The following is a 26,914-nucleotide window of genomic DNA, read 5'->3' as shown; positions in this document are numbered from 1 at the left end:
GGTGCGGTAAATTCGAAAGGTATCTGTAACAAGCAGGACCTTCCCGAAGGAGATCGCACGTGGCAAGCGCCGGACCCAGGCTCCACAGCGGACCGAAGCTGCACAGCGAGCGGCGCCAGGAACTCGGACAAAGCTTCCAGGACGGCGGCGAGCACTATGAACGCGTCCGCCCCGGCTATCCGCAGGAGTCGGCCGACTGGCTGGTCCGGGCGGGAGCCAGGGACGCCGCGGACATTGGCGCGGGCACCGGGAAGTTCACTTCCCTTTTGGCAGAACGCGGACTGGCCACGGTGGCCGTGGACCCCTCTGCCGACATGCTTGAGCAGTTGCGCCGGACCCTGCCGGACGTCACCGCCATCGAGGGCAGCGCCGAGGACACCGGTCTCGAGCCGGAGTCCTTTGACCTGGTCACGGTTGCCCAGGCGTGGCACTGGTGCGACCCAGGCTTGGCCTGCGCCGAGATTGCCCGGATCCTGCGGCCGCACGGCGTGCTGGGCCTGATCTGGAACCAGCTGGACACCAGCGTGCCCTGGGTGCACCGGCTCTCCCGGATCATGCACGCCGGGGACGTCCACAAGCCACACTTCCGTCCGGCCGTGGGCCCCGAGTTCACCGGACTGGAGAGCCACCTGACGCGCTGGGAGGATTCCGTCACGGCGGAGGACATCCAGGAGCTGGCCAAGTCCCGCAGCTACTATCTCGCGGCATCGGACTCCACCCGGGCCAAGGTCACAGCCAACCTCGCCTGGTACCTGCACGAGCACCTGGGGCACACCCCAGGCGAGGTGCTCCGGCTGCCCTACCTGACCCAGACGTGGCGGGCCTTCCGGGCCTGATGCACGCTCACCCCGGATTCCCCCGGATTGCACGCAGCGCCCGCCAGGCCTATTGTTTCGGTATGCCTAATAATTTCTTATAGGCACACGAAACTTTGACACCGGCTGTTTTCCGGCCGGCGCCGATCATCGCGTCAACGCCGACGCGCCAATCACAGGAGCTGGCAGTGCTGGAGCTAACGGGACACGGGCAACCGGCGCAGGACGCCCCCACTTACAAACACCCGGGTGCCCGGAGGGCGCTGATCGGCCTGTTGGGACCGGCCTTCGTGGCGTCGATCGCCTACGTGGACCCCGGAAACGTGGCCGCCAACCTGACCGCCGGAGCGCAGTACGGCTACCTGCTGGTGTGGGTCCTCGTGGCCGCCAACGTCATGGCCGTCCTCGTCCAGTACCAGTCCGCCAAGCTCGGGATCGTCACGGGCAAGAGCCTTCCGGAGATCCTTGGTGAACGGCTCAAGCCGTTCTGGCGCCGCGCCTTCTGGGTGCAGGCCGAAGTTGTCGCCGCCGCCACCGATCTCGCGGAGGTGGTGGGCGGCGCAATCGCCCTGTACCTGCTTTTCGGCCTGCCCCTCCCCCTTGGCGCCCTGATTGTCGGCGCCGTGTCGATGCTCCTGCTCGCGGTCCAGGCCCGGCAGAAACAGCGGCCGTTTGAATTCATCATCATGTTCCTGCTCGGCATCATCACAGTCGGCTTCCTGGCCGGGCTTTTCATCAGCCCGCCCGATCCGGGAGCCGCCCTGGCCGGGCTCATGCCCGGCTTCCAGGGACCGGACACCGTCCTGTTGGCCGCCAGCATGCTCGGGGCCACCGTCATGCCGCACGCCATCTACGTCCACTCGGCCCTGTCCCGGGACCGGCACCGGCCGGACGAACACCTGCATGTTCCCCCGGCGGCCATCGCGCGCCTGGTCCGGGCCACCCGGTTCGACGTCGTGGCCGCCCTCGCGATCGCCGGACTGGTCAACATCGGCATGCTGCTCCTGGCCGCCTCCACCCTCGGCGGCGAAGAAGGCACGGACACGATCGAGGGCGCGCACGCCGCCATCACCGCCAATCTCGGTCCGATCGTCGGCGTGATCTTCGCGGTCGGGCTGCTCGCCTCCGGCCTGGCATCGACCTCAGTGGGCTGCTATGCCGGCGGCACCATCATGCAGGGCCTGCTCAAGATCCGGATCCCCGTCATGGCCCGGCGCGTCGTGACCCTCATCCCCGCCGTCGTGCTGCTGGCGGTGGGCTTCGACCCCACCTGGGCGCTCGTCCTGAGCCAGGTGGTCCTCAGCTTCGGGATTCCCTTTGTCCTGGTCCCGCTGGTGGTGCTGACCAGCAACAAAGCCCTGATGGGCCGGTTCGCCGACGGCCCGGCCCTCCGAGTCGCCGCCATCATCAGCGTGGTGCTCGTCGTGGCCCTTAACCTGGTCCTGCTGTGGCTCACTTTCTCCGGAGGCAGCTGACGGTAGGCTTAGGTCTGTGAAGACCAGTACGCCCTCCTCCTCGATCGAGGACTACGTCAAGGTCATCTATTCGTTCACCGAGTGGCAGCGCAAGCCCATCACCTCCACGCAGCTGGCGCAGCGCCTGGGCGTCGCCAACTCCTCGGTGTCGGAAATGGTCCGCAAACTCAAAGACCAGGGCCTCGTAGACCACAAGCCCTACAGCGCCGTCACGCTCACCAGCGATGGAGTCCGGCTCGCCCTGTCCATGGTCCGGCGGCACCGGCTGATCGAGACTTTCCTCGTCCGCGAGCTGGGATACCGCTGGGACGAGGTCCACGACGAAGCCGAACTCCTGGAGCACGCCGTCTCGGACACCTTTATTGAACGCATGGCGGCCAAGCTGGGGAACCCCACCCGGGACCCGCACGGCGATCCCATCCCGGCAGCCGACGGCTCGGTGCTGATGCCCGCCGCCCACCGCCTGAGCGAACTCGACGACGGCCACACCGGCCGGATCACCCGGATCAGCGACGACAACCCGGAGCTCCTGCGCTATCTCGCCGCAGAGGACATCGACCTCGACGCCGAAGTGGAGGTGGTGGGCCGGCGTCCCTTCGGTGGCCCCATGGTAGTGCGGATCGGTTCCGCCCCGGCACCGCGCGAATTCGATTTCGCCGACGAGGTCGCCTCGGCCCTCTGGGTCCACAGCGATGCCGGGCACGCCGGCTGCAGCGTCACGGAGAGCTGAGTGAAGGGTGCGCTGGACGAGCGCCGGGCCGTGCCGCGCCCCGGCGTGCCGGGCTGGAAGGCCTGGTCCGCCGTCGCCGTCGGCGGGCTGATCGGAACCGAGCTGCGTTTCGGCGCCGGCCTGATTTTTCCCGAAAGCGCCGGCGCGGTGCCGTGGACCACGTTGGCGATCAATGTCTCCGGGAGTTTCGTTCTGGCCACCCTGACCACCCTCTGGATCGCGCGGCCACAGACGGCTTTCTGGCTGCGGGCCGGCATCGGCCCCGGCCTCCTGGGTTCCTTCACCACCTTTTCGGCGCTGGTGATCGCCATTGACCAGCAGATCCGCGGCGGCTACCACGCCACGTGGCTGGCCTACCTCGGGCTCTCGCTCGTCCTGGGCCTCGGGGCCGCGGCGGCCGGCTGGAAAACCGGCAAGGCGATCGCCGACCTCCGCGGCGGTGCCCAATGATGACCGCGCTGGTGGTCGGGGCCTGCGGGGTGGCGGGAGCACTCCTGCGGTTCGCCGTCGACTCTTGGTTCGCGCACCATCAGGGCTCCCGACCGCACTGGCCCTGGGCGACGCTCACGGTCAACGTCGCCGGATCTTTCATCATCGGTTGGTCCATCGGCTTGACCGGCCACCTGGAGCTGGGCGCCGACTGGCACGCCGCGATCGCAACCGGTCTCGCCGGCGGCCTGACCACCTTCAGCTCATGGACCACCGCGACGGTCCGCCTGGTCAGCGAAGAGCGGTACCGGGCGGCGGCGCTCAACATCGGCGCGAACCTTCTCGCGGGGCTCGCGGCCGCGGCGCTTGGGCTTGCCCTCGCCGGCTGAAAACCTCAGGCCTCCGCCGGTGTGGCGAGGGTAACACCGGGGCGCCGTGGTGGCTTCGGGCCGCCGTCGTTCCCGTATCGTTGAAGGATGGTTACCCGACGTGAAGCAGCCCAGATCCTCGACATTCCCCTGGAAATGGCGCACCGTCACGGCATCCCGCCCCGGCTGTCCGAGGCCGAGCTGGGCGAGCTGCTGGACAACCCGCCGGCGTGGCTGGTCCAGTCCAAGGCAAACCGCACCGGCAAGCGGCCCGTCTGGGTCCAGCTCACCTGTGCCGTCTGCGGATTCTCCGAAGCGGCCCGGCCCAAAAAATGGTGGCCGGAATTCACGTACGTCTGCTGCGTGCACCACGAGGCACGCGAGATCCCCGTGCTCGGGCCCGGGCTCGTGCGCAGTGTGTACGACGGCGTCGGCAGCCGTTTCGCAGGGATCGTGGACGCCGCCGTTCCCGAGGCGTAGCTTAAAAGACGGGGCTACCCCTGGCCCCTGCCGTGAGGGAGAGCACCATGCCTGACAAGACGCCGCACCAGAGCGTGTCGAAGAAGTCGGTTAAAACCATCAAGGAAAAACGGGCAGAGAAGAAGGCGAAACACATCGTCGATGCCCACACCGACCCAGTGGCACACATCAAGAAGCGCTGAAATATCGAGAGGCCGGAAGCCGTTGCTTCCGGCCTCTTGTCGTATTGGCCTGACACGTCGCGGCGGGCTGGGGGCTCACCCGAAATGGATGATGTGACAATCTCCCGTTGGCGGTTTAGTGGTCTTGGAATCCGACCGAGAGGTCCCATTCCGGGGCCATGTCCGCGGGGCAGTTCCAACCGTTGAGCGGCGCGGCCCCCATCGGAATCATTCGACGCGGGTGGTGACGGCCCGGCGGGGACCGCCCACACTAAGACCAGTGCGCCAGACAGCGTGCTCGACACAGACCGGAGGAATACCAGTGACAATCACACCGGAGACTGAGGCCCACGGGCCGGTCGACTTCGTACTCCTGGAGTTCCCCGTATCGGGACTGACGGGACAGGCGAGTGAGGAACTCGTTAAGCTCGTCGAGCAGGGCGTGATCCGCCTCTTCGATCTCCTCGTCGTCATGAAGAATGACGACGGATCTGTCGAGGTGCTCGAACTCACCGACCCAGGCGGTCCGGCGGCGGGGTTCTCCTACTTCGAGGGAGCCCGGACCGGGCTCTTGGGCGATGACGACATCGCCGAGGCCTCGGCCGCGCTGCTCCCCGGGACTGTGGCCGCGCTGATCGTCTACGAGAACATCTGGGCGGCACCGTTCGTGGCGGCCGTTCGGGACAGCGGGGGCGAACTCATCGCGAGCACGCGGATCCCTGCTCCGGACGTGATGGAAGCACTCGATGCCCTCGAGGCCCTCGACGCCGAGACGACGGCACCCGCCGTGTCGCAGGCACCCGACGCGTAAGACACACAGGAAGCAATCCGACAGGAGAAAATTATGGGACTTCTCAGAGGTATAGGGCGGACGGCGGTGGTTGCCGGGACAGCCAGTGCAGTCAGCGGCCGGGTCCAGCGCCGCCAGGCCAACAAGTTTGCCGAGAAGGACGCCGCGACCGCGGCCAAGCAGCAGGAGGCCTACGATTCGCAGATGGCCCAGCAGGAGCCACCGCCGCAGGCCTACCAGCAGCCGGTCTACCAGCAGCCACCACCCCCTCCCCCGGCTGCCGGCGGCATCTCAAACGAAGCCCTCGAACAGCTCAAGCAGCTCGGGGCGCTGAAGGATCAAGGGATTCTCACGGAACAAGAGTTTGGCGTCCAGAAGGCGAAGATCCTCGGCATGTAGTGACAAGAAACTGCAAAGAGGAGGGAAGTGTCGGAAGACGCTTCCCTCCTCTTTGGCTTTAAGCACAAGACTCCCCGCCGGCAGAAGCCGGCGGGGAGTTTTGTGAACCCAATACGGGGTGGAGCGCCGTTGCCGGGCCCCTATGTGGAGATGGGGGGAATTGAACCCCCGTCCGATGTCGTGTTGTCAGGGCTTCTCCGGGCGCAGTTTGCGTTGGAATTTCTCGGCCCCAGCCATGCTGCAAACAGCTGGCTGATCCGGGCCCAGTCATCTAAGAGTCCCGTTTACCCCGATGACGGAGGTAAACAGCAGTGGCTATCTAAATGACGCCAGGATCCGGGGCAATAGCAACCTCGGGCTGACGGACTGTCTTACTGCTTAGGCAGCGAGAGCGAAGTCAGTGCGTTTTGATTCGGCACTTATTGGTTTGCAGACAGCGTTTACGAGATAATTCTGCATCCTCGGCCCGCTTCACCTGTCGCGACTAACATCGTCGAAACCGATCATCCCCGTATTTTTTTATCAAACCCGGACCGGACACTTTCGGATCCTTCCCGGACTACCAATCATAACGCACCGCCTCCGGGAAACATTCCCTGGCACCGTGACAGCCTGCGGCGCGCTAGCGGCGGTTGCGTTCGCGCATGACGCGCTGGGCCTCGCGCTTGTCCTGCTGTTCGCGCAGTGTCTGGCGCTTGTCATATTCCTTCTTGCCGCGGGCGACGCCGATTTCGACCTTCGCACGGCCGTCCACGAAGTACAGCTGCAGCGGCACGATCGTGAAGCCCGACTCGCGGATCTTGTGCGAGATCTTCGTGAGCTCTTCGCGGTGCAGCAGCAGCTTGCGACGGCGGCGTGCGGCGTGGTTCGTCCAGCTCCCCTGGTGATACTCGGGGATGTGGATGCCCTCCATCCACAGCTCGTCGTTGTAGAACGTGCAGAAGCCGTCCACCATCGAGGCATGGCCCTCGCGCAGGGACTTCACTTCCGTGCCCATCAGCGCGATGCCGGCCTCATAGGTGTCAAGGACGTGATAGTCGTGCCGGGCCTTGCGGTTGGTGGCCACTACCTTACGGCCACTTTCTTTGGGCACGGTAGGACTCCTCGGTTTGTTGGTGGTTCACTCCGGCCAGGTGGTGCGGAGTCTTTCCAGTTTACGGCAGGGCGCCCGCCTCAGCGGATGGCCCGCCGGATGGCCTGCCGGATGGCCCGGGCCGGACTACAGCAGGTTCATGGGGTCCACGGCCCGGCCGTTGAGCCAGGTCTCAAAGTGCGAGTGGCAGCCGGTGGAGTTGCCGGTGGTGCCTGAATAGGCGATCAGCTGCCCCTGGTTGACGTGCTGGCCGACCGAGACCGCCACGGAAGTGTTGTGGTAGTAAATCGTGGTCAGCGAGTTGCCCTGGACCACCCCGTGGGAAATCTTCACGTTGTTGCCGCCGCCGTCGTTGGCCCAGCCGGCCGAGAAGACGGTGCCGGCAGCCGCGGCGTAGACGGGCGTGCCGCAGGCGGCACCGAAGTCGATGCCGGTGTGCATGTAGCCGCCCTGGCCGTAGAAGTCGATGGTGCCCGGCGGCGTCGCCCGCCAGCCAAACCCGGAGGTGATCGGAATATTGCCTGGGAACGGGTGCTGCAGCCCGAAGGCCGACGGCGAGCCCTGGGCCGGCGGGACATACGGCTGGACCGCCTGTCCCTGCGCCCGGGCAGCTGCCGCCGCGGCCTCGGCAATGCGCCGCTGCTCGGCCAGCCAGGCCTCACGCAGCTTCCGGTCGCGTTCGGCGATCTCGGCGGCGACGGCGTCCTGCTGGGCCTTGACCTGCGCGAGCTGGTTCTGGATGCCGGGCTTGGCGGCCTGGAGTTGGGCGTCGAGCCGGGTGGTGTCGGCAATCAGCTTGTCGACGGCGGCCTTCTTGGCTGCGGCCTCGTCCCGGGCGGCCTTTTCCCGGGCCAGTGCGGCGTCGGCTTTGGCCTTGAGGTCGGTGATTTCAGCCTCGACGGCGGCCAGCCGGGCCTGCGCGTTGACGTTGGTGGCGCTCTGCTGGGTGAGCTTGTCCATCGCGGAGTTCTGGCTGCGCAGGGCCTGGTCCGCGAGGTCGATGGTGTCCGTCAGGCTGCTGCCCTGGTTCGACCCGAAGAACAGGGACAGGTTGGATGGGACGCCACCGGACTTGTAGGCCTGCGTGGCGATCTGCCCGATCAGCTTCCGGGTGTCCGCGATCTTTTGCTTGTCCGCTTCCAGCTGCTGCGTGATTTTTGCCTTGTTCTGCTGCGCCAGGTCCACACGGGCCGCGAGGGCCTGCACTTCCTGGACCGCTCCGGCCACCCGGCCCTGGGCGTCCGTGAGCGCCTGCTGGGCGCCGGGGAGCTGGCCCTGGTACAGGACCAGGTCTGCCGCAGCCTGGGCGATCTTGCCGTCCACGAATTCGAGGGAGTGCTGGACCCGGGCCGCCTCCTCGCGCAGCGCGGCCTGCTGGTCCTCAAGGTCGTCGGCGAATGCCGCCGGACTCGAGGCCCCCATGGTCCCGGCCAGGACCAGCGCCAGGGTGGCGCTGATCATCCGGCTGCGGCGCCCCACCAGGCGGAGCCGGAGGGATTGCCGGAGGGGGCGGCGGGCCATCGGTGTCATAAGCATTCCCTTTTCGTTGCGCAAAGCTAGACCCGCAAGTACCGGCGGAGGGTCAGCAGGGAGGAAATTCCGGCCAGGACAACGCCCAGGCCAATCAGGGCAGGTACCAGGATCAGGGTCTGCCCGGGTGAGATAAACGCGGTGTCCGGATACTGCTTGGACAGGACGCCTTCGAGGAAGAAGCGGGCCACGGCCCACAGGGTGCCGGAGGCCAGGGCGGCACCGATGACCGCGGCGATGACGCCTTCGAGGATGAACGGGAGCTGGATGACCATCTTGGACGCGCCCACCAGTCGCATGATGCCTGTTTCCCGGCGGCGGCTGAACGCGGAGAGCCGGATGGTGGTTGCGATCAGCAAAATGGCGCAGATGATCATGACTCCGGCAATGCTCACGGCCACCAGGGACGCGGCGTTCATGGCCGAGAACAGCCGCTCCAGCAGCTGCCGCTGGTCGATCACGGTCTCTACCCCGGCCTGGGAGGAGAAGGTCTCGCTGATGATCTCGTACTTCTCCGGGTCCTTCATGTTGATCCGGAAGGACGCCGGCAACTGGTCCGGGGTCACGGAGTCAACGATCGGGGAATTGGAGAACTGTTCCTTGAAGTGCTTGTAGGCGTCGTCCTTGGACTCGTATTGGAAGTCGTTGACGTACTGCGCCACTGCGGGCGACTTCAGCAGCGTGCGCAGGTTGTCCTCCTGCTCCGGCGTCGCCGGACCGGTGGCGCAGCCGGGCGCCGTCGAACCGTCACTGCAGAGGAAGATGGCCACCTGGACTTTGTCGTACCAGTAGCCCTTCATCTGGTTGATCTGCAGCTGCAGCATGCCGGCGGCGCCGACGAAGGTCAGCGACACGAAGGTCACCAGGATCACGGAGATCACCATGGACAGGTTGCGGCGCAGGCCGCTGCCGATCTCGCCCAGGACGAATGCAAGCCTCACGCTTGGCCCTCCCCTGCGGTGCGGAACTCGGTGCGGGCTTCGGCGCGCGAGCCGGCCCGGGGCGGGATAACTTGCGGCTGTTCGTCCCGTCCGCTGGCGTCGCGCAGGCGGCGCGACTGGCCCACGACGGGAATCATGGAGGTGTAGAGGGCCTTGGCCTCGTCGCGGATCACGACCCCGTTCTTCAGTTCCACCACCCGTTTGCGCATTTCGTTGACGATGTCGTCGTCGTGAGTGGCCATCACCACGGTGGTGCCGTTCTGGTTGATCTTGTCCAGCACGCCCATGATGCCCATCGAGGTGGTGGGGTCCAGGTTTCCGGTCGGCTCGTCGGCCAGCAGGATGCCGGGGCGGTTCACGACGGCGCGGGCGATCGCCACGCGCTGCTGCTCGCCGCCTGAGAGTTCGTGCGGGAGACGGTTTTCTTTGCCTTCCAGGCCGACGGTCTTCAGGACCTCGGGGACGGTGTCGCGGATGACGCTGCGGCTCTTGCCGATGACCTGCATGGCGAAGGCGACGTTGGCGAAGACGGTTTTCTGCGGCAGCAGGCGGAAGTCCTGGAAGACGACGCCGATTCCGCGGCGCAGGCGCGGCACGCGCCAGCTGGAGATGTTTGCGACGTTCTGGCCGGCCACGTAGACGGCGCCGGAGGAGGCACGGTCCTCTTTGAGGACCAGGCGCAGGAAGGTCGATTTGCCGGAGCCGGAGGCGCCGACGAGGAAGGCGAATTCGCCACGGTCGATCTCAAGGTTGATCGAATCCAGCGCCGGCCGCGCCTTCTGGTCATAGACCTTGGTGACATTTTCGAAACGGATCATGGCCCTTAGTACCCTGCAGGACATGGCCGCGAGGGCCCGGTTCTGCTGCCGGCGCAAGGGCTTTCGTTTGGGGGAAGTAGAGCTCCGGCCCCTCGACTATACGCACGGGTAACGGCGGAACCGCCGGAACGGCGGGGCGTGTCGCGCGATTGTCAGGGACCTCCCAGTGGAGGCGCCCGGCCGGGCGCCGGGCCTACTTCTCGGCGTTGCGGTTGTCCGTCCGCCAGCGGATGCCGGCGTCGATGAAGTCGTCGATTTCGCCGTCGAACACGGCCGAGGTGTTGCCGACCTCATGCTCGGTGCGGAGGTCCTTGACCATCTGGTACGGGTTCAGGACGTAGGAGCGCATCTGGTCGCCCCACGAGGCTTTGACGTCGCCGGCGAACGCCTTCTTCTCGGCGTCCTCCTGTTCCTTCTTCAGCAGCAGGAGGCGGGACTGCAGCACGCGCAGGGCGGCGGCGCGGTTCTGCAGCTGCGATTTCTCGTTCTGCATCGACACCACGGTGCCGGTGGGGATGTGGGTGAGGCGCACCGCGGAGTCCGTGGTGTTGACCGACTGCCCGCCGGGGCCGGAGGAGCGGAAGACGTCCACGCGGATCTCGTTGTCCGGGATGTCGATGGAGTCCGTCTGCTCGATCAGCGGGATCACTTCCACGGCCGCGAACGAGGTCTGGCGGCGGCCCTGGTTGTCGAACGGGCTGATCCGGACCAGGCGGTGGGTGCCGGCCTCGACGCTGAGCGTGCCGAAGGCGTAGGGCGCTTTGACCTCGAAGGTGGCGGACTTCAGCCCAGCTTCTTCGGCATAGGAGGTATCCATGATGGTGGTCGGGTAGCCGTGGCGTTCGGCCCAGCGCAGGTACATGCGCAGCAGCATTTCTGCGAAGTCCGCCGCGTCCACGCCACCGGCGCCGGCGCGGATGGTCACCACGGCTTCGCGCTCGTCGAACTCGCCGGAGAGCAGGGTGACGACTTCAAGGTCGGCCAGCGCCTTGCGGACGGATTCGAGTTCCGCGGCGGCCTCACCCATGGAGTCGGCGTCGTCCTCGTCCTGGCCGAGTTCCACGAGGACCTCGAGGTCGTCGATCCTGGCCACGAGCTTGTTGAGCCGCTCGAGTTCGGTCTGCTTGTGCGAGAGCTTCGAGGTGATGACCTGCGCCGCGGCGGGGTCGTCCCACAGATTGGGTTCACCGGCCCGCTCGCTGAGCTCGGCGATGTCTTCCTTGAGCGCCTCGACGTTCGAGACGTTCTCGATGGACGTGTAGGTGGCCCGCAGCGCGCGGATTTCAGCGGGAAAATCAATGTTTGCCATGGTTTTTTAAGCCTACGCTATGTGTCCTAGCCCCCTGACCCTGCCGGTTGCCCTGTATCCGGGTGACCTGTCACTTGGGTTGCCTGACGGCCTGGTTGGCAGCATCTACAGATAGGGCAACCGGAGTGGCGGGCCAGCAGCTCACCGGCTGAGGCGGGAGCGCGCCGTGGACGTCGCCTCGATCCGGATGCCGTCCGGCACCAGGAAGTTCACCACCGGCGGGTGGACGGCTGCACTCAGGACGACGACGGCGGTGGCGCCGTCCGGGCTGCCGGTCCCCGGCGCCACGCTTAGGGCGCTGAAGCGCTCGAACGCGCCGTTGCGGCCCAGATAGTCGACGGCGGCGCTGCGAACCCTCGCCCCGCTGAGGACGGCGGACGGTGTGCCGCCGGAGTTGCCCAGCTGGCCGAGCGTGAAGCTGTCCGCGGCGGCCACCGAGGCGCCGTCAGCGAGGGAGAGCAGTTTCTTGTGTTCGAGGTAGACGCTGGAGGCCGCCATTACGACGGTGGCGACCAGCAGGGCAATCAGCATGAAGCCGATGCTCAGCACCAGCACCTGTCCCTCCTGCCGGCGGGGCCCGGGCCGGCCCCTCACCGGAACCTGCCCACCAGTTGGGTTGCCGACGCGCTGAGCTGGCTCGCGTTCAGATGCAGTGCGCCGCTGAACGGCACAAACGGCAGGGGAACGGTGAGGCGGACGGTGACTGTCACCGCCGAGCCGGGAGCCAGGCAATCGGCAGGCTCGCAGCGGGTGTCGACGGTGGCGTTTCCCGCCGGCTGGCCGTAATCGGCGAGCGCCAGCAGCACGGCTTGCTCTGCCGCTGCCCGGCCGCTTGCCGCGTCCGGCTGGGCCACGTAGACCTTGGCGGCCTGGTCGGCGGCGCCCACGACTGCGAACGACCCGCCCTGGATCTGGCCCACGGTGATGATGAAGTACACCAGCGGCACCATCAGCAGCGCGGACAAGAAGACGAACTCGACCACGGCACTCCCCTGTTCCGGTGAGGCGGCGTGCTCCGGCCATTCAACGCTGGATTGCCGCATGGCCCTTCACCTCCAAGAGCGCCCGGGGACCGATGAAGCCGATGACCGGCAGGGGTGCCCGGACGGTCACCTCGAGTGTGCGGATGCCCTGGAACGTCGATTCGCTTGTCCCCACATCCCGCGCGAAATCCGCGTTGAGCGCCGCCGTGATCAGCTGGACAGTCCGTTCCTTGGCGTCCCCGTCGTTGCGGTCGGCCAACGTGCCGTATCTGGCGCCCGAGGCGGCGGCGTCGATCAGCGTATTCCGGACGTGAAGTACCAGGGTGAGCTGCACGATCGCGAGGAAGAGCAAGGTGAGCAACGCACCGATCAGCACGAAGTCCACCACTGCAGCGCCCCGCTCTACGCCTTTGCGGTTTTCCCCGCTATCGATCTGGCGCCCGGTCCCCCCGCCCTGGGCTGCCATTGCCTACTGTCCGACCTTGTCCATGGCCTGGTTGAAGAGTCCCTCAAGCGCAGGACCGGCGAGGGCGAGAAGGGCGGCCACGAGGACTGCCGACATGAGGGTGATCATGACCCAGCCGGGGACGTCCCCGCGCTGGGGATGGGCGGTACCCACGTCAGAGTGGTCCCCCGCCCGCGCTTGCGACGGAGCAGACCACCAAGTCAACATGCTGAGCGCGCAGGCCGCCACTGCAGCCCGGGTTCCGAAGTTCTTCATCGTGTCCTCTTTCCTGGTTCTCTGGTTCTCTGTTTGCTGGTTTTCTGTTGTTCCGGAGTCCTGTTTTTGGATCTGATGGTTCGTGACGTGTCGCCGGCAGATCGTGCACCGTGTGCCCCTGGCTGGCCGGCCGGCTGCAGGGCGTCCTTCGTATCCTGTTCCCTCCTCGTACGACTTTTCTTGAGTCCTGCCCGTGCCGGCCGGTGGGCAGCCGCCGGCTGTCCGTCGTCGTCGTTCGCCAGGTACCTAGAGTCCGAGACTGATGGCGGCCAGACCGGGGAAGACGGCGAAGATGACCGTGAGCGGAAGGACGCCAAAGACCAGCGGCACCATCATGCCGATTTCCTTCTTGCCGGCGGACTCCATGAGCTCCCTCTTGGCTGTGTCCCGGACATCCTGTGCCTGCGCCCGGAGGACGTCGGCGAGGGGTGTTCCACGTTCGACGGCCACGATCATCCCGTCCACGAAACGGAGCAACGGTCCTTGATCAGTCCTGGACGAGAACTCGTGGAGGGCCTCCACGAGGGGCTTGCCGGACCTGGTCTCGGCGAGGACACGGCCGAATTCCTGCGAGAGCTCACCCCGCGCGCTGCGGCAGACCCTGTCCAGGGCACCGGTGGCACTTTCGCCGGCGCTGACGGCCAGGGCCATGAGTTCGGCGATGCTCGGAAACTCCGCCATCATCCGCGCCTCCCGTTTCTTGATGTGCGCGCCCAACAGGTAGTCCCGGAGCAGGAACCCGCCGACGGCGCTGCCCACGACGGCCACGACGGCGACGAACGGGCTGAAGCGGCCGATCGAGCAGGCGAGCGCCACAACGCCGACGGCGAGGACGAAGCCGCCGGCCGCCCAGAGGAGTTGCTCAGCCCGGAAGTCCAAGGCTGTTTTGGCGCTGCCGGCGCGGGCGAGCCTGCGGTTTAACGCCGTCGCGCCAAGGTTGATCCGGCCCAGGGACCTGGCACCGTCTCGGAACGCCGGGCGGAGGATCCGTTCGAGCGGCCCAAACGGTGTGACATTCCGCGGGACGGTGCGCAAAAGCCGGGATTCGAGGTTGTGGGTTCTCAGCTGCGGTTCGATACGTTCGACGAACGTCGTTGGGCGCATAAAGGGGAGCCGGACGAGGAACAGCCACAGGCCCGCCCCGAGCACGGCCCCGCACACCGTGGCGCCGGCCATCAGGCCGGTCATCGGAGGACCCGCTGTTCTTCCGGCAGCGCCCCGATACGCAGCATGATGGCGTAGGACAGCAGGGAGACGGCAAGGCCGCCCAAAAGGACGGCAGCGCCGAGCGGGGTGTTATACGCCATCACAGCCTCAGGACGGCTGGCCAGCAACACCAGGACAATCCAGGGCGCAGCGACGGCGAGGCGTGCGGCGTTGACGGTCCAGGATTGCCTTGCCTCCAGCTCACTCCGGGTCCTGGCGCTTTCCCGCAGGAACTCCGCGAGGGTGCCCAGCAGCCTCCCGAGGTCCGAACCGCCCACCTCCCGGGTGAGCCGGAGGGCCTCGACGATCCGGTCCGCCACGGGATCGGCCAGACGGTCCTTGAGCCGGGTGAGTGAGGGATCGAACTGGCCTCCCGACCGGTAGTCGGAGCCAAAGTCCACAAACACGTGGCGAAGCTCCACGGGGCCCTTGTCGCCCAGCTGGATAAGAGCCTCTGGCAGCGACAGGCCGGCCCTGATGGCTGAGCGCAAATGATCAACGACGTCGGGCCAGAGCTGGCGGAGGACAGCCGTGCGCTTTCTGGCACGCCACCGGACCATCGCCATCGGCAGCCAGCCGCCAAAGAGGCCAAAGCATCCCGAGATCGGCCATGACCCGGTAACTGCGAAGAACGCGAGCGTTGTGAAGGCCCCGAGTCCAAGGCACGAGGCGAGCAGCCCTGCCGCGCTGACCTTTTCGATGCCCGCCGACCGCAGGAGGTCCTCAAGCCGGCTGGTCCGGGGCCTGCGCCGCCCGCTCTCAGGCGTCTCCCACGCGGACCACCAGATCAGCAGGAGGCCGGCGCCGCCCAGCATCCCGACCAGCGGCGCCATCACCGCTGCTCCAGCAGCGCAGCGACGTCGTACCCGGATCGGGCAAACTTTTCCGCGGCGGGCATGGAGTTGGCCTTGGGCAGAAGCTGCCCGTCCGACATCGTGAACACCATGGATGACTCGATGATCCCGTTTTCCACCCGGCGGCCCAGGGACAGGATCTCGGTGACCTGTCGCCGCCCGCTGGTGTGCCTGCTGCAATGGACCACCAGATCGATGCAGGACGCGACGGTGGGCACTACGAACGCGCTGGAGATGTTGTCGCCGGCGAGCAGCGGCAGCGTGCAGATTTTCGTCACGGCATCATGGGCGGAGTTCGCATGCACGGTGCACATTCCGGGAAGGCCGGAATTCAAAGCGATGAGCATGTCCAGGCTCTCGGCCTCCCGGACTTCCCCGACCACCATCCGGTCCGGCCGCATGCGCAGGGCCTCCTTGACCAGGCGGCGCAGCGGAATCTCCCCCTGCCCCTCCAGGTTCGGCTGACGGCACTGAAGACCGACGACGTCGCGGAGCGGCAACTGCAGTTCAAAGATTTCCTCCACCGTGATGACCCGTTCGCGGGTGCCGATGCTGGCGGCGAGGCAGTTGAGCATGGTGGTTTTGCCCGCCTGGGTGGCGCCCGAGACCAGGATGTTGAGGCCGCTGGCGACGGCCGCGCCGAGGAACCTGGCCGCCTGCGGGGTGAGCGTTCCCAGCTCCACCAGGTGCTCGAGCCGGCTGGCTTTGACGACGAACTTGCGGATGTTGATTGCCCAGTGACGCCGGGTGACGTCCGGGATCACGACGTGCAGCCTGGAGCCGTCCGGGAGCGCCGCGTCCACGAACGGCGAGGACATGTCCAGGCGCCGGCCTGAGCTCTTCAACATCCGTTCCACAAGGTCCCGGACTTGCTGGTCCGTCAGCGAAACGGAGGTCAGTTCCGATTCGCCGTTGCGCGCCACATAGATTTCATTCGGCGCATTGAGCCAGATTTCCTCGATGCCCGGATCGTCGAGGAGAGGCTGGAGCGCACCAAAGCCCGCCACAGCGTCGAAGACGAATCTCCGGGCCGACTCCAACGGGCCCAGCGGGGGCAGCGGCGCCAGGAGGGCCCGTTCGTCGTAGTCGCTGACAGCCGCCTCGACCAGGCGCCGGACTTCGCCGGACTCCCGCAGGGGGTCAAGGCCCCGCCGGCGGATCAGCTCACGGACCTCGTCCTCAACAATGCGTACAGCCTCCACCTGGACCCCCATATGACTGCCGCCCCGGTGCCGGCGCGATGGGGTTAAAACTAGGGGCGGGCAACCGGTCCGGCAAGGGGTGCCGTGGGTGCATGTGGATAACCGCTTGGTTTCAACATGACAACTTTCACTTTGGTAACTCTTGAATCACTGGTCTCAGATGTCGGCCGATGTTAGGGTGAGCGCGTTAAGTCAGACATTCTCTCAGCCCGGCCAGCTCTCTTCGTAGCCCCTCGGGCGCGAGACCGTGTGGCGCGGCTCCCACAGCGTGCCATTGCCCCGGAGCGGAACATGAAGCGCACCCTTTATCCCCCCACCAGCCACCGATGCCGCCGGGCAGGGGCCATTCTCCTCGCCGCCACCCTGCTGGCCATCACCGGCGTTCCGTCGCCGGCAACCGCCGTCGAGCAGCCGGCCACGCCCCCGGCGTCTGCCACCCCTTCTGCCAGCCCGTCGCCGACGGCCACGAGCACCGTGCCGGCGGCATCCGCAACGGCCCGCCCGGCCCCCACGGCACCTGCACCGGCCGCCCCGGCGCCGGCACCGACCGCAACGCAGGCAGCGACCGCAACCCAGGCGGCGGCACAGTCCGCGGCGCCGGCAGGCGGCGTCAAGGACCGGGCGGCCATGGCCGCGGCGGTCGGCCCCGGTGGCGCCGAGATGGGCCAGCGCTCCGCCCGGGTCAGCGTTCCGTCGCCACTTCTGAAGGCGACCACCGAGTCCGCCGCCATTGAATCGCTCACCACGCAGGGCACGTGGTCGCCGTCGTACGGGGTCAAAGGCCTGGACGTCAGCGGCCACCAGACCAGCGTCAACTGGCAAAGCCAGTGGAACATGGGGGCCCGCTTCGCCTACGTCAAGGCCAGCGAAGGAAACTACTTCACCAATGATTCCTTCGGCGCCCAGTACGACGGCGCCCGCAGCGTCGGGATGATCCGGGGCGCCTACCACTTCGCGATCCCGAACTGGTCATCGGGAGCCGACCAGGCACGCTTCTTCGTCCAGAACGGCGGCGGCTGGAGTGCCGACGGCCGGACCATGCCCCCGGTCCTCGACTTCGAATTCAACCCTTACGCCGGCCGAACCATCAACGGCTTCTACTTCGGCAACACCTGCTACGGCATGTCCCCTTCGCAGCTGACGTCCTGGGTGCGCGACTTCGGGAACACCATGCGGGCCCTCACGGGCCGCCTTCCCGTCATCTACACCAACACGTCGTGGTGGAACCAGTGCACGGCCAACGCGGCGGGCTTCGGCGACTACCCGCTGTGGGTCGCGTCCTACCCGCTCTCCGCCACGGACAACGCCGGGCCCGTCCCCTCCAGCTGGAGCGTTTTCAGCATGTGGCAATACAGCAGCACCGGGCCGTTCGTGGGTGACTCCAATATCTGGAACGGCGACTATGCCTCACTCCAGCGCTTCGCCGGGACGCCGCTGCCCACCGGGTCCTTCGACGACCTCTCCGTAACCCGCGACGGCGCCGCGGTCTCCCTGCGCGCCCGGGGCTGGTCGGCAGACCTGGCGAGGACGTCGTCCTCGATCCAGACCCACATTTACGTGACTGATCCGTCCGGGACCACGAAGGGCTACGCCTGGCAGGCCAACCAGCCCCGGCCCGATGTTGACCAGGCCCTCGGCTACGGTCCGTTGCACGGCTTCGACGGCACGGTCCGGATCACGGCTTCGGGCACGTACAAGGTCTGTGCCTACGCCATCGGGTCCTTCGGCAACACACTCCTGGACTGCAAGTCCATCCGGGCCACCGGGGTGGAGGCACCGACGGGGTCCTTCGACAGCTTCGGCCAGGTCCGCACGGCAGACAAGGTCACCCTGCAGCTCAAGGGCTGGGCAGCCGACCTCGCCAACCCCTCGGCCTCCAGCTATGCCGACGCCTACGTCACCGACCCGGCCGGGAAAACCACCGGGTACCGGATGACGGCCAACGTCGCACGGAAGGATGTCGCGGACGCGACGGGCCTGGGGCTGGCCCACGGCTTCGACTACCAGGTCAAAGCCACCGTTCCGGGATCGTACCGTGCGTGCGTCTACGGGATCGGGCGAAACGCCAACGTGCTGCTGTCCTGCAAGACCACAAACGTCGAGGCCAACCCCGCACCCTTCGGCTCCTACGATTCGGTGTCCCTCACCCAGGCGCCCAACGCCGCGAACTTCCAGGTGAGCGGGTGGGCACTGGATCCGGTGCAGCCAGGCAAGAGCGTGCCCGTGCACGTCTACGTCCAGTCGCCGAACGGAACCAACCCCGGCTACGCCTTCACCGCGAACCGCCCGCGTCCGGACGTCAACGCCGCGCTGCAGACGGTCGGTGACCACGGATTCCAGGTCTCGGTCCCGCTGACCCGGGCCGGGAAGTACACCGTGTGCGCCTATGCCATCGGCATCGCCCCGGTCACGGCCGGCAACACCCTGCTGGGCTGCAAGTCCATCAGCGCGGCCCCGACCCCCGCCACCATGGGTTACCTGGATGCGGCCTCGATCCAGGTCGCCAGCGGCAAAGCCTCCATCAAGGCCTCCGGCTGGACCCTGGATCCGTCCTTCCCCGCCTCATCGATCCCGGACCACGTCTACGTGACCTCGCCTGACGGGATCCGGAAGGGGTACGCCTTCATGGCCGACCAGAAGCGCCCGGACGTCAACCGGGCCCTCGACACGGTCGGAAACCACGGCTTCACGTCATCGGTCCCCATCACCCAGCGCGGCCAGTACCGGGTGTGCGCCTACGGCGTCGCGGTCTCGATGCTGAGCCTGAACAATTCCCTGCTGGGGTGCCAAACGCTCACCTATTAGCGGCCCTGGCTGACGCCGGACCACGCACAACGCAGACCGGCCCCCGCACATGCGGGGGCCGGTCTGCGTTGTGGTGCCTGGGGCTGACCGTTAAGGACCGTTAAATCAGGAACCGAGGTAGTCGCTCAGCCGCTCCGCCGCGGAAGGAACGGTGAACCCGGTCGCCTTGATCTTGTCCAGGTTAAGGGCGCTGTTCAGCGGCCGCGGCGAGACGGCCTTGCCCTTGAAGTACTCCTCGGTGCTCACACCGGTCACGGCCTCCCGCGGCTTTCCGGAGAGTTCGTAGACGTCCGCGGCGATGTCCGCCCAGGACTGCTGCTCGCCGTCGTTGCTGAGGTTGTAGACGCCGTACTCGGCGCCCGATTCCAGCAGGTGCCGGATGCCGGCGGCGATGTCTTCGGTGAAGCTCAGCCGCCCGATCTGGTCATCAACCACCGACGGTTCGATGCCGCGCTCGGCCAGCGAGGCCATGGTGCGGACAAAGTTGTTGCCCTCGCCGATCACCCAGCTCGTGCGCACAATGTAGTGCCGGGGCACCACACTGACGACGGCGTCGCCCGCGGCTTTGGTCTGGCCGTAGACGCCCAGCGGCGCCACCGGCTCCGATTCGTCGTGCGTGGCGCGCGTGCCGTCGAAGACATAGTCCGAGGACACGTGCACCAGGGTGAGGTCGTGTTCGACGGCGGTGCGGGCCAGCCGCGTCACGGCCGTGACGTTGACCGCCCAGGCGGCCGCGCGGCCCTCGGCCGACTCGGCAGCATCCACGGCGGTGTAGGCCGCGGTGTTGATGATCGTGGAGTAGTTCTTCCAGTTCCGTCCGGCGAAGGCCTCCTCGCTGCCGAGGTCAAACTCGTCCCGGCCGGCAAACTCAACGGACGGGTCGCCGTCGTACTGCCGGCGCAGCGCCTTGCCGAGCTGGCCGTTGGCGCCGACCACGAGGACCTTCTTCGGCGGCATCGGCGTGACGTCCGCCAGGCGCGGGTGCGCCTTGTCCTTGTCCGAGAGCTCGGCCTGGCCCAGCGGCACCGGCCAGCTGATGGCCGCGGTCTCGTCGGCGAGGTTCAGGAACGTGTACTGGCCCTGGGCGTCGGCGGACCAGTGGTCGTTGACGAGGTACGTGTAGGCGGTGTTGTCCTCCAGCGTCTGGAAGGCGTTCCCCACCCCGCGGGGAATGAAGATGGCCTGGCTGGGGTCCATCTCGGCGGTGAACACGGCGCCGAAGGTCGGGCCTTCGCGCAGGTCCACCCAGGCGCCGAAAATCCTGCCGGTGGCCACGGAGATGAACTTGTCCCACGGCTCGGCATGGATGCCGCGGGTGGTGCCGGCGGATTCGTTGAACGAGATGTTGTTCTGCACCGGACGGAAGTCGGGCAGGCCAAGCGCCACCATCTTTTCCCGCTGCCAGTTCTCCTTGAACCAGCCCCGGTTGTCACCGTGGACCGGAAGGTCGTAGAGGACGACGCCGGGGATCGGGGTTTCGTGCGCTGTGAGCTTCTTCGAGAACTCGATCGACATAATCTACTGGCCTTGTTCCTTGTACTTCGCTTCCGTGGCGGCCTTCTGGGGCCGCCACCAGTCCTCGTTGTTCCGGTACCAGGCGATGGTGTCTTCGATGCCGGCCTCGAAGTTGGAGAACTGCGGCTTCCAGCCGAGTTCCTCGCGCAGCTTGGAGGAGTCGATGGCGTACCGCATGTCGTGGCCGGGCCGGTCCACCACGTGCTCGTACGCGTCCGGCGCCTGGCCCATGTGCTTGAGGATCAGTTCGACGACGTCCTTGTTGTTCTTCTCGCCGTCGGCGCCGATCAGGTAGGTCTCCCCGATCCGGCCCCCGGCGATGATCGCCAGGACAGCGGACGAGTGGTCGTTGGCGTGGATCCAGTCACGGACGTTCTCGCCCTTGCCGTACAGCTTGGGACGGATGCCGTCGATCACGTTGGTGATCTGGCGCGGGATGAACTTCTCCACATGCTGGTACGGACCGTAGTTGTTGGAGCAGTTGCTGATGGTTGCCTGCAGGCCGAAGGACCGCACCCAGGCGCGGACCAGCAGATCCGAGCCCGCTTTGGTGGAGGAATACGGGCTGGAGGGGTTGTAGGGCGTGCTCTCGGTGAACCGCTCCGGGTCATCGAGTTCGAGATCGCCGTAGACCTCGTCGGTGGAGATGTGGTGGAAGCGCTTGTTGTGCTTCCGTGCGGCCTCGATCAGGGTGTAGGTCCCGATGATGTTGGTGTCCAGGAACGGGCGCGGATCGTGCAGCGAGTTGTCGTTGTGGGATTCCGCGGCGTAGTGCACCACGACGTCGGACCCGGCAACCAGGCGCTCCACCACGGCGGCGTCGCAGATGTCGCCCTGCACCAGCGTGAACCGGTCTGCAGGCAGGCCCGCCAGCGACTCCACATTGCCCGCGTAGGTGAGCTTGTCGAGGACCGTGACGTGGTGGTCGGTGTTCTCCAGTACGTAGTGGACGAAATTGGAGCCGATGAAGCCGGCGCCGCCGGTGACGAGGAGTTTCTGCATGAGGCCAGCTTACCGAAAGGCCGTTGCCTGCTCAGACCCGCCGGCGGGTCCTCCGGAGGGCTTCGACCATGAGCCGGACCAGCATCACGCGGGCCGCGACGATCTTCGGCAGCGACCGCAGGCCGGCCGGCGTCTGGTTCGATTCGTGGATCCGGCGGTAAATGGTCGACTCGTCAAGGTGGGTTATCGATCCGGCGACATTGCCGCAGATGGCCAGCCAGAGATCGTGTGATTCCCGGACGTAAGCAGGAATCGGGGTGAAGCAGCGGGCAGCCTCCCGGCGGAAGGCCATGCCGCAGCCGTAGTACGCCCGGTACCCGATCAGGATGGCGAACAAGTTTGCCACGTGCCGCCGCGAGTCCGCGGACTTCAGCCGCGGAATCCAGGGCCGGTTTCCGCCGCCCAGCATGTCGAAATTGCTGGCGACCACCATAGAACCGGACAAGGCAGCGAGCATCAGCTCCAGCCGGCCCGGAATCCAGACATCGTCCTGGTCGGACAGGAACACGTACTCCCCCCGGCTCAGCCGGATCGCTTCCTCGAAGCTGCGCACGTACCCCCGGTTGACAGGCGAGCGGACGAGCCGGATCCGCGGATCCTCGATCCCCTCCACGATCGCGGCAGTCTCGTCGGGGGACGCATCATCGACCACGACGAGCTCGTCGTCGGGACCCAACTCGGCGAGGATGGACGCTATCTGCTCCCGGACAAAGGCCGCACCCTTGTAGGTGGCCATGCACACGCTGGCCCTGATCTTCGGCACGCCGGGGCCATTCTCGTCGTTCATGCGAACCACTCTAGGCGACTCCCGGGCCAGGGGCCGGTGCGGGGCAATCGCGTATCATCGTTAGGTCAAGCCCCCCCAGCACGAGGACCGTACCGCATGAGACCCGTTCTGTTCAGGCTTGCAGGCTTCACCCTGTTGCCGCTGCTGGCGCTGGTCCTGCCGTTCCTGCTCCTCCCGGTCGTTTCGCGGGTGGTGGGGGCCGCCGGCTGGTCCAGCATCACCTCCGGCCAAGCCATTGGCATCTTTGCGTCGACCATCATTCTCTGGAGCTGGAACATCTCGGGCCCGGTCGAGATTGCCCGTGCCGGCGCCTTCCCGCTGCGGGCGGCACTTTATTCCAGGAGCGTCCGTTCCCGGATCCTGCTCGCGGTCCTCGTCCTGCCCGTCATGAGCGTGATCGTCGCGCTCGTGGCCCGGGAGGGTTTCCGCCTCGATGCCATCACCATGGCCTGGGCCACGGCGCTGACCGGTTTCTCGCCCGCGTGGTACGGCATCGGCACCGGCCAGCCCCGGATCCTCGCCGTCTACGACACCCTCCCCCGCTTCTTTGCGGCCATCATCAGCGCCCCGGTCATCCTGCTCACCGGACAAGTCTGGACGTACGGGCTGGTCTCGGTCCTTACGACGCTCGTGGCATTGATCGCATTCCACCGCCGGTTCGGCGAACCCCGGACCTGGCTGCCCCGGAGCCCGCGGACCGTCGTGCGGGAGATCGTGCCCACCGCGGGCACGGCCGGCATCAACTTCACGGGAAGCGCCTACGGCTCGTCCCCGGTTCCGATCGCCACCGCGACGGTGCCATCGGCCGCTGCCACGGCCGGTTTCGCCTCGGCGGACGCCATCTACCGCCTGGGGCTCTTCACGATTGTGGCGCTCGGCAACACGTTCCAGGGCTGGACCCTGGAACACGATGCCGCCAACCCGCGCCGCCGCCACTTCGCGGCCATGGCTGCCCACGCGGCCCTGGGGCTCGCGGGCGGGATCTTCCTCACACTGTTCGGCCCGTGGGTCTCCGGCGTGATGTTCGGCGAAGCTGTCCGCGCGGACACCCTGACCTGCCTGTTCTACGGGGTGTCCTTCTTCTTCATCTCTTCATCAACGCCCCTGATCCGGAATGTGCTGATCCCCGCCCAGCGCCAGAAGTCGGTGCTGATGTGGACCGCGGTTTCCGCCGTCGTCGGCGTGCTGCTCATGGTGGCGGCCGGGCTGGCGGCCAACGTTCCCGGCATCGCCCTGGGCATGGCCGTGAGCGAGGCCCTCCTGTTCCTGGGCCTGCTGCGCCCTTCCCTCCGGATCCTGCCCGCGGGCGCCCGCGGCCGGGGCCGGAAGGTAGGATCAGCAGCGTGATCGCCAGATGCCCACGGCCGGTCGCCGCCGTCATCACCGCATTCCCCCGGATGATCACGAATCCCGAACTGGACGCCGCCCACTCCGTCAGCCGCCTCCGCGCCGTTGATATATTGGAGAACTATGAAAATTCTTGACTCGACCCGTGTGCTGGTCATAATGCCGGCGTGGAACGAAGCCGAGTCCGTGGGGAATACCGTCCGGGAAGTGCTGAGCGTCGGCCGGCCCTACGATGTCCTGGTGGTCAATGATGGCTCTGCGGATGCCACCGCCGCGGTCGCGAAAGACGCTGGCGCCACCGTCCTGACACTGCCGTTCAACCTGGGGGTCGGCGGTGCCATGAGGGCAGGCTTCAAGTACGCCCAGCGCCTCGGTTACCAGCGCGTGATCCAGGTGGACGCCGACGGACAGCACGATCCCCGCAATATCCACGAGGTCCTGGCAGGCCTGGAGCACGCGGACATCTCCATCGGTGCCCGCTTTGCCGACCGCGGCGATTATTCGGTCAGCGGCCCGCGCAAGTGGGCCATGCAGCTCCTCGCCAAGGTCATCTCAGGACTGGCCAAGACCCGGCTCACGGACGTGACCAGCGGCTTCCGGGCCGCGAACGGGCGCGCCATCAACCAGTATCTGGACCACTACCCTGCGGAGTATCTGGGTGACACCATCGACTCCCTGGTGGTGGCGATCCGCTCCGGCTGCCGGGTGACCCAGGTCCCGGTGGAAATGCGCCCGCGCCAAGGCGGGACTCCCAGCCACAACCCCGTCAAGTCCGCCGTCTACCTGGGCCGGTCCGTCTTCGCCCTCATGTTCGCGCTGACCCGTAAGCGGTCCACCATTTCCGACCCCGCGCTGGCCCCCAAAGGAGCCGTCTAATGGGCAACTGGCCCGCCTTTTTCCTTGCCCTGGCGATCGTCGGCGTCGTCTTCGAGATGCTCCGCCGAAAGAAGCTTCGCGAGAAATACGCAGCACTCTGGCTCTTCGTGGGCATCGGCACGCTGGTTCTGGCCGCGTTTCCGAGCCTGCTGACGATCGTGGCCGAACGCGTCGGCGTCCAGCTGCCGTCCAATCTGCTGTTCATCATCAGCATCCTGCTGCTGCTCGGTGTCTGCCTGCACTTGTCCTGGGAGCTGTCCGTGGTCGAGGACGAGACCCGCACCCTCGCGGAGGAAGTGGCCATCCTCCGGACCATGGTCGAGGACATGTCCTCCCGGGACGGCGACGCTCCGGCGACGCCGACGACGAAGTAGGAGGCCCCGGTGGCACTGGACATCTTTATCCCCTATTGGGGCGACGTTAACTACATGAAACTGGCCGTCGACAGCGTCCTGGCCCAGACCAGCCCGGACTGGCGCCTGACGGTGGTTGACGACGCCTACCCGGGCGACGACGTCAGACGCTACGTCGAGGCCGCGGACGATCCCCGGATCACGTATATCCGCAAGGATAAGAACGAGGGCATCACCGAGAACTTCAGGACCTGCGTCTCGCTGGCCAGCCAGGACGTCCTGGTGGTCATGGGATGCGACGACCTTCTGCTGCCGAACTTCGTGGACGTCGTGCTGCGCGCCCACGCCGAATTCCCCGACGCCTGGATTATCCAGCCCGGCGTCCAGATCATCGACGAGGACGGCAAACCCTCCGTTCCCCTGGTGGACATCGTCAAGCAGCGGCTGGTCAAACCGCGCGGCACCGGGTCCCGGCTCGTGGGCGGCGAGCGGCTGGCGGTCAGCCTCCTGCACGGCGACTGGCTCTACTGGCCCTCCCTGGCCTTCCGCCGCGACCGGATCCGGGACTACGACTTCCGTGACGGTTTCCCCGTCATCCAGGATCTCGCCCTCGTCATGGACATGGTGCTTGGCGGGGCCGAGCTGCTGATCGTCCCGGATATCTGCTTCGAATACCGCCGGCACACTCACAGCGCGTCGTCCGCGAAACTCGTCGACGGGTCCCGGTTCGTCGGTGAACGCGACTTCTTCGACCTGGCCGCGGCGCTGTGCACGGCGAAGGGCTGGCGCAAGGCGGCCCGGGCCGCCCGGCTGCGGCTCACGTCCCGGGCGCACGCACTCCTGATCCTCGCCGGCACGCTCCGGCAAAGTGCCTCCGGAACGCTCGGCATCCTCCTGCGGCATTCCTTCGGAAAGTGAGCGAACCCCACGTGACCGGCGAATCCCCCGTCCCTGCCACGGGCGCCACCGGCGTCACCGGCGTCGTCACCGCGTTCCGGCCGACGGCTGCGCTGATCGGCAACGTCGAATCGCTGCGGGAGCAGGTGGACGCCGTCGTGGTGGTTGACGACGGCGGCGGCCCCGGCTTCGAGCCGATCTTCGCCGCGCTGGCCGCGGCCGGCGCAGAAGTGGTGCGCCTCCCGGAGAACGCCGGTATCGGCGCCGCCCTGAACGCCGGCATCCGCACGGCACGCCGGCACGGCAACCCGGAATACGTCCTGACCGTGGACCAGGACTCCCTGCTGCCCGCCGGTTATGTGCAGGCGCTGCGCCGTGCCGCCGCGGACGCGCGGGCCGCCGGCGTCGAACCCGGCCTCATCTCCCCGTCCAGGATCCACGGAAACCCGGTGCTGCGCGCCGGGACCCGGAACGGCGTCGCCCTGGGCCGGGAGCCGATCCAGTCGGGCCTCCTGATCCCGGCCGGCACGCTGGACGTCCTTGGCGGGTTCTGGGAAGAGCTCTTCATCGACCTGGTCGACACCGAGTACTATTACCGCGCACTCGCCGCGGGCCTGCCCACCGTCCTCGCGGCGGCGGAGTTCGACCACTCCCTGGGAACGATGGTGGAGGCCAAGGTGTTTGGCCGGCCAGTCCCGGCGGGCGGCCGCCCGCTGCAGGTTCGCACCGCCGCGACCTGGCGCTACTACTACATCTTCAGGAACCGCCTCGTCACGGGCCGCCGGTACGCGGTCCGGTATCCCGCCTGGGTGGCTGGCGGGATATGGGGCGATCTGCGGCACCTGCTGATCGTGACCCTGCTGGCGCCCGGCCGCACCGCCCGGCTCGGCTCGGCGCTCCGCGGCACCGCCGACGGCCTCCGCGGCCGGACCGGGCGCCGGCACTCGGCCTGACACCACCGGGCACGCGGGCCAGCAGGCCGTCCACGGGTTTGGCCGAGTGCAGACCGGTAGGAGAGGATGTATACC

30 protein-coding genes and 1 other RNA gene are annotated in these 26,914 nt (G+C 67.1%); 15 read left to right on the top strand and 16 right to left on the bottom strand.

Annotated features, from left to right (window positions below; all coding sequences use genetic code 11):
- The first annotated feature begins 59 nt into the window (after nucleotides 1-59).
- The 9 genes from ARTB_RS14665 to ARTB_RS14630 all read left to right on the top strand — a co-directional run bounded on the left by ARTB_RS14665 (nucleotide 60) and on the right by ARTB_RS14630 (nucleotide 5,647).
- Nucleotides 60-836, top strand: coding sequence for a class I SAM-dependent methyltransferase (locus ARTB_RS14665; RefSeq protein WP_243181226.1), 777 nt, complete (start codon nucleotides 60-62; stop codon nucleotides 834-836).
- Between the two features lie 167 nt (nucleotides 837-1,003).
- The gene (locus ARTB_RS14660; protein ID WP_308197245.1) at nucleotides 1,004-2,290 is read left to right on the top strand and encodes an Nramp family divalent metal transporter; all 1,287 of its coding nucleotides are present in this window, start codon (nucleotides 1,004-1,006) and stop codon (nucleotides 2,288-2,290) included.
- Nucleotides 2,291-2,306: 16 nt separating this feature from the next.
- A complete protein-coding gene (locus ARTB_RS14655; protein WP_243181225.1) occupies nucleotides 2,307-3,020 on the top strand; it encodes a metal-dependent transcriptional regulator in 714 nt (237 codons plus the stop codon).
- Nucleotides 3,021-3,470 carry a fluoride efflux transporter FluC gene (locus ARTB_RS14650; protein WP_243181224.1) on the top strand — a complete coding sequence of 150 codons (450 nt, stop codon included), beginning with the start codon at nucleotides 3,021-3,023 and terminating at the stop codon, nucleotides 3,468-3,470.
- On the top strand, nucleotides 3,470-3,838 hold the full coding sequence (locus tag ARTB_RS14645; protein ID WP_243181321.1) for a fluoride efflux transporter FluC: 369 nt from the start codon (nucleotides 3,470-3,472) through the stop codon (nucleotides 3,836-3,838). The genes ARTB_RS14650 and ARTB_RS14645 overlap by 1 nt, the downstream gene beginning before the upstream one ends.
- Nucleotides 3,839-3,925: 87 nt before the next feature.
- Entirely contained in the window at nucleotides 3,926-4,297 is a 372-nt protein-coding gene (locus ARTB_RS14640) for a hypothetical protein (protein WP_243181223.1), read from the top strand.
- Between the two features lie 47 nt (nucleotides 4,298-4,344).
- Nucleotides 4,345-4,479, top strand: a complete 135-nt coding sequence (locus ARTB_RS21625; protein WP_018775274.1) for a hypothetical protein — start codon at nucleotides 4,345-4,347, stop codon at nucleotides 4,477-4,479.
- Nucleotides 4,480-4,780: 301 nt separating this feature from the next.
- Complete coding sequence (locus tag ARTB_RS14635) at nucleotides 4,781-5,269, top strand: DUF6325 family protein (RefSeq protein ID WP_243181222.1); 489 nt, start codon at nucleotides 4,781-4,783, stop codon at nucleotides 5,267-5,269.
- Between the two features lie 33 nt (nucleotides 5,270-5,302).
- A complete protein-coding gene (locus ARTB_RS14630) occupies nucleotides 5,303-5,647 on the top strand; it encodes an SHOCT domain-containing protein (protein WP_243181221.1) in 345 nt (114 codons plus the stop codon).
- Between the two features lie 142 nt (nucleotides 5,648-5,789).
- Here the strand turns inward: ARTB_RS14630 and ssrA are convergent.
- The 13 genes from ssrA to ARTB_RS14565 form a co-directional block, all read right to left on the bottom strand.
- Nucleotides 5,790-6,158: a transfer-messenger RNA gene (ssrA, locus tag ARTB_RS14625) on the bottom strand.
- 111 nt (nucleotides 6,159-6,269) lie between these two features.
- Nucleotides 6,270-6,740, bottom strand: a complete 471-nt coding sequence (gene smpB, locus ARTB_RS14620) for an SsrA-binding protein SmpB (protein WP_026266743.1) — start codon at nucleotides 6,738-6,740, stop codon at nucleotides 6,270-6,272.
- Nucleotides 6,741-6,866: 126 nt separating this feature from the next.
- Entirely contained in the window at nucleotides 6,867-8,270 is a 1,404-nt protein-coding gene (locus ARTB_RS14615) for a M23 family metallopeptidase (protein ID WP_243181320.1), read from the bottom strand.
- Nucleotides 8,271-8,296: 26 nt separating this feature from the next.
- A complete protein-coding gene (ftsX, locus tag ARTB_RS14610; protein WP_028276034.1) occupies nucleotides 8,297-9,211 on the bottom strand; it encodes a permease-like cell division protein FtsX in 915 nt (304 codons plus the stop codon).
- Complete coding sequence (gene ftsE, locus ARTB_RS14605) at nucleotides 9,208-10,029, bottom strand: cell division ATP-binding protein FtsE (RefSeq protein ID WP_243181220.1); 822 nt, start codon at nucleotides 10,027-10,029, stop codon at nucleotides 9,208-9,210. Before ftsE ends, ftsX begins: the two co-directional genes overlap by 4 nt.
- A 193-nt stretch (nucleotides 10,030-10,222) precedes the next feature.
- On the bottom strand, nucleotides 10,223-11,338 hold the full coding sequence (prfB, locus tag ARTB_RS14600; RefSeq protein WP_028276033.1) for a peptide chain release factor 2: 1,116 nt from the start codon (nucleotides 11,336-11,338) through the stop codon (nucleotides 10,223-10,225).
- 141 nt (nucleotides 11,339-11,479) lie between these two features.
- A complete protein-coding gene (locus ARTB_RS14595; RefSeq protein ID WP_243181219.1) occupies nucleotides 11,480-11,893 on the bottom strand; it encodes a pilus assembly protein TadG-related protein in 414 nt (137 codons plus the stop codon).
- A gap of 35 nt (nucleotides 11,894-11,928) precedes the next feature.
- The gene (locus tag ARTB_RS14590) at nucleotides 11,929-12,381 is read right to left on the bottom strand and encodes a hypothetical protein (RefSeq protein WP_243181218.1); all 453 of its coding nucleotides are present in this window, start codon (nucleotides 12,379-12,381) and stop codon (nucleotides 11,929-11,931) included.
- Nucleotides 12,362-12,787, bottom strand: coding sequence for a TadE family protein (locus ARTB_RS14585; protein WP_084475966.1), 426 nt, complete (start codon nucleotides 12,785-12,787; stop codon nucleotides 12,362-12,364). Before ARTB_RS14585 ends, ARTB_RS14590 begins: the two co-directional genes overlap by 20 nt.
- Before the next feature lie 3 nt (nucleotides 12,788-12,790).
- Nucleotides 12,791-13,042, bottom strand: coding sequence for a hypothetical protein (locus ARTB_RS14580; protein WP_243181217.1), 252 nt, complete (start codon nucleotides 13,040-13,042; stop codon nucleotides 12,791-12,793).
- A 246-nt stretch (nucleotides 13,043-13,288) separates the two neighbouring features.
- Complete coding sequence (locus ARTB_RS14575; RefSeq protein WP_243181216.1) at nucleotides 13,289-14,230, bottom strand: type II secretion system F family protein; 942 nt, start codon at nucleotides 14,228-14,230, stop codon at nucleotides 13,289-13,291.
- Nucleotides 14,227-15,081 carry a type II secretion system F family protein gene (locus ARTB_RS14570; RefSeq protein ID WP_243181215.1) on the bottom strand — a complete coding sequence of 285 codons (855 nt, stop codon included), beginning with the start codon at nucleotides 15,079-15,081 and terminating at the stop codon, nucleotides 14,227-14,229. Before ARTB_RS14570 ends, ARTB_RS14575 begins: the two co-directional genes overlap by 4 nt.
- Nucleotides 15,081-16,304 carry a CpaF family protein gene (locus tag ARTB_RS14565; RefSeq protein ID WP_243181214.1) on the bottom strand — a complete coding sequence of 408 codons (1,224 nt, stop codon included), beginning with the start codon at nucleotides 16,302-16,304 and terminating at the stop codon, nucleotides 15,081-15,083. The genes ARTB_RS14570 and ARTB_RS14565 overlap by 1 nt, the downstream gene beginning before the upstream one ends.
- A gap of 291 nt (nucleotides 16,305-16,595) precedes the next feature.
- Here ARTB_RS14565 and ARTB_RS14560 point away from each other — a divergent pair, with 291 nt between their 5' ends.
- Nucleotides 16,596-19,109: a lysozyme gene (locus tag ARTB_RS14560; protein WP_243181213.1), complete on the top strand. Its 2,514-nt coding sequence runs from the start codon at nucleotides 16,596-16,598 to the stop codon at nucleotides 19,107-19,109.
- Between the two features lie 105 nt (nucleotides 19,110-19,214).
- On the opposite strand, the gene ARTB_RS14555 is transcribed toward ARTB_RS14560, so the two are convergent.
- The 3 genes from ARTB_RS14555 to ARTB_RS14545 are packed head-to-tail and all read right to left on the bottom strand — an operon-like array spanning nucleotide 19,215 to nucleotide 22,413.
- A complete protein-coding gene (locus ARTB_RS14555) occupies nucleotides 19,215-20,624 on the bottom strand; it encodes a sugar nucleotide-binding protein (protein ID WP_243181212.1) in 1,410 nt (469 codons plus the stop codon).
- A 3-nt stretch (nucleotides 20,625-20,627) separates the two neighbouring features.
- Complete coding sequence (gene rfbB, locus ARTB_RS14550) at nucleotides 20,628-21,626, bottom strand: dTDP-glucose 4,6-dehydratase (RefSeq protein WP_243181211.1); 999 nt, start codon at nucleotides 21,624-21,626, stop codon at nucleotides 20,628-20,630.
- A gap of 31 nt (nucleotides 21,627-21,657) precedes the next feature.
- Nucleotides 21,658-22,413 carry a glycosyltransferase family 2 protein gene (locus ARTB_RS14545; RefSeq protein ID WP_243181210.1) on the bottom strand — a complete coding sequence of 252 codons (756 nt, stop codon included), beginning with the start codon at nucleotides 22,411-22,413 and terminating at the stop codon, nucleotides 21,658-21,660.
- Between the two features lie 96 nt (nucleotides 22,414-22,509).
- Here ARTB_RS14545 and ARTB_RS14540 point away from each other — a divergent pair, with 96 nt between their 5' ends.
- The 5 genes from ARTB_RS14540 (at nucleotide 22,510) to ARTB_RS14520 (ending at nucleotide 26,839) form a co-directional block, all read left to right on the top strand.
- Entirely contained in the window at nucleotides 22,510-23,760 is a 1,251-nt protein-coding gene (locus tag ARTB_RS14540; protein ID WP_243181209.1) for a polysaccharide biosynthesis protein, read from the top strand.
- A 123-nt stretch (nucleotides 23,761-23,883) separates the two neighbouring features.
- Nucleotides 23,884-24,636, top strand: coding sequence for a glycosyltransferase family 2 protein (locus ARTB_RS14535; protein ID WP_243181208.1), 753 nt, complete (start codon nucleotides 23,884-23,886; stop codon nucleotides 24,634-24,636).
- Complete coding sequence (locus ARTB_RS14530) at nucleotides 24,636-25,010, top strand: DUF2304 domain-containing protein (protein WP_043435190.1); 375 nt, start codon at nucleotides 24,636-24,638, stop codon at nucleotides 25,008-25,010. Before ARTB_RS14535 ends, ARTB_RS14530 begins: the two co-directional genes overlap by 1 nt.
- Before the next feature lie 9 nt (nucleotides 25,011-25,019).
- Complete coding sequence (locus ARTB_RS14525) at nucleotides 25,020-25,907, top strand: glycosyltransferase (protein WP_223916130.1); 888 nt, start codon at nucleotides 25,020-25,022, stop codon at nucleotides 25,905-25,907.
- Nucleotides 25,904-26,839 (top strand): glycosyltransferase, encoded by a 936-nt coding sequence (locus ARTB_RS14520; RefSeq protein ID WP_243181207.1) that lies wholly within the window; start codon nucleotides 25,904-25,906, stop codon nucleotides 26,837-26,839. The genes ARTB_RS14525 and ARTB_RS14520 overlap by 4 nt, the downstream gene beginning before the upstream one ends.
- Nucleotides 26,840-26,914: the final 75 nt, after the last annotated feature.

Source organism: Arthrobacter humicola (genome assembly GCF_022803015.1).
Classification (GTDB): Bacteria; Actinomycetota; Actinomycetes; order Actinomycetales; family Micrococcaceae; genus Arthrobacter; species Arthrobacter humicola_A.
Note: the sequence above shows the minus strand (reverse complement) of the source record. Positions and strands in the feature narration are given on the sequence as shown.

Excerpts from the sequence above, each read along its gene's own strand:
- ARTB_RS14645 (WP_243181321.1), top strand. The coding sequence starts at position 3,470 with ATGACCGCGCTGGTGGTCGGGGCCTGCGGGGTGGCGGGAGCACTCCTG.
- ARTB_RS14640 (WP_243181223.1), top strand. The coding sequence starts at position 3,926 with ATGGTTACCCGACGTGAAGCAGCCCAGATCCTCGACATTCCCCTGGAA.
- ARTB_RS21625 (WP_018775274.1), top strand. The coding sequence starts at position 4,345 with ATGCCTGACAAGACGCCGCACCAGAGCGTGTCGAAGAAGTCGGTTAAA.
- ARTB_RS14630 (WP_243181221.1), top strand. The coding sequence starts at position 5,303 with ATGGGACTTCTCAGAGGTATAGGGCGGACGGCGGTGGTTGCCGGGACA.
- ARTB_RS14615 (WP_243181320.1), bottom strand. The coding sequence starts at position 8,270 with ATGACACCGATGGCCCGCCGCCCCCTCCGGCAATCCCTCCGGCTCCGC.
- ftsE (WP_243181220.1), bottom strand. The coding sequence starts at position 10,029 with ATGATCCGTTTCGAAAATGTCACCAAGGTCTATGACCAGAAGGCGCGG.
- prfB (WP_028276033.1), bottom strand. The coding sequence starts at position 11,338 with ATGGCAAACATTGATTTTCCCGCTGAAATCCGCGCGCTGCGGGCCACC.
- ARTB_RS14590 (WP_243181218.1), bottom strand. The coding sequence starts at position 12,381 with ATGCGGCAATCCAGCGTTGAATGGCCGGAGCACGCCGCCTCACCGGAA.
- ARTB_RS14585 (WP_084475966.1), bottom strand. The coding sequence starts at position 12,787 with ATGGCAGCCCAGGGCGGGGGGACCGGGCGCCAGATCGATAGCGGGGAA.
- ARTB_RS14580 (WP_243181217.1), bottom strand. The coding sequence starts at position 13,042 with ATGAAGAACTTCGGAACCCGGGCTGCAGTGGCGGCCTGCGCGCTCAGC.
- ARTB_RS14575 (WP_243181216.1), bottom strand. The coding sequence starts at position 14,230 with ATGACCGGCCTGATGGCCGGCGCCACGGTGTGCGGGGCCGTGCTCGGG.
- ARTB_RS14570 (WP_243181215.1), bottom strand. The coding sequence starts at position 15,081 with ATGGCGCCGCTGGTCGGGATGCTGGGCGGCGCCGGCCTCCTGCTGATC.
- ARTB_RS14560 (WP_243181213.1), top strand. The coding sequence starts at position 16,596 with ATGAAGCGCACCCTTTATCCCCCCACCAGCCACCGATGCCGCCGGGCA.
- ARTB_RS14555 (WP_243181212.1), bottom strand. The coding sequence starts at position 20,624 with ATGTCGATCGAGTTCTCGAAGAAGCTCACAGCGCACGAAACCCCGATC.
- rfbB (WP_243181211.1), bottom strand. The coding sequence starts at position 21,626 with ATGCAGAAACTCCTCGTCACCGGCGGCGCCGGCTTCATCGGCTCCAAT.
- ARTB_RS14545 (WP_243181210.1), bottom strand. The coding sequence starts at position 22,413 with ATGAACGACGAGAATGGCCCCGGCGTGCCGAAGATCAGGGCCAGCGTG.
- ARTB_RS14540 (WP_243181209.1), top strand. The coding sequence starts at position 22,510 with ATGAGACCCGTTCTGTTCAGGCTTGCAGGCTTCACCCTGTTGCCGCTG.
- ARTB_RS14535 (WP_243181208.1), top strand. The coding sequence starts at position 23,884 with ATGAAAATTCTTGACTCGACCCGTGTGCTGGTCATAATGCCGGCGTGG.
- ARTB_RS14530 (WP_043435190.1), top strand. The coding sequence starts at position 24,636 with ATGGGCAACTGGCCCGCCTTTTTCCTTGCCCTGGCGATCGTCGGCGTC.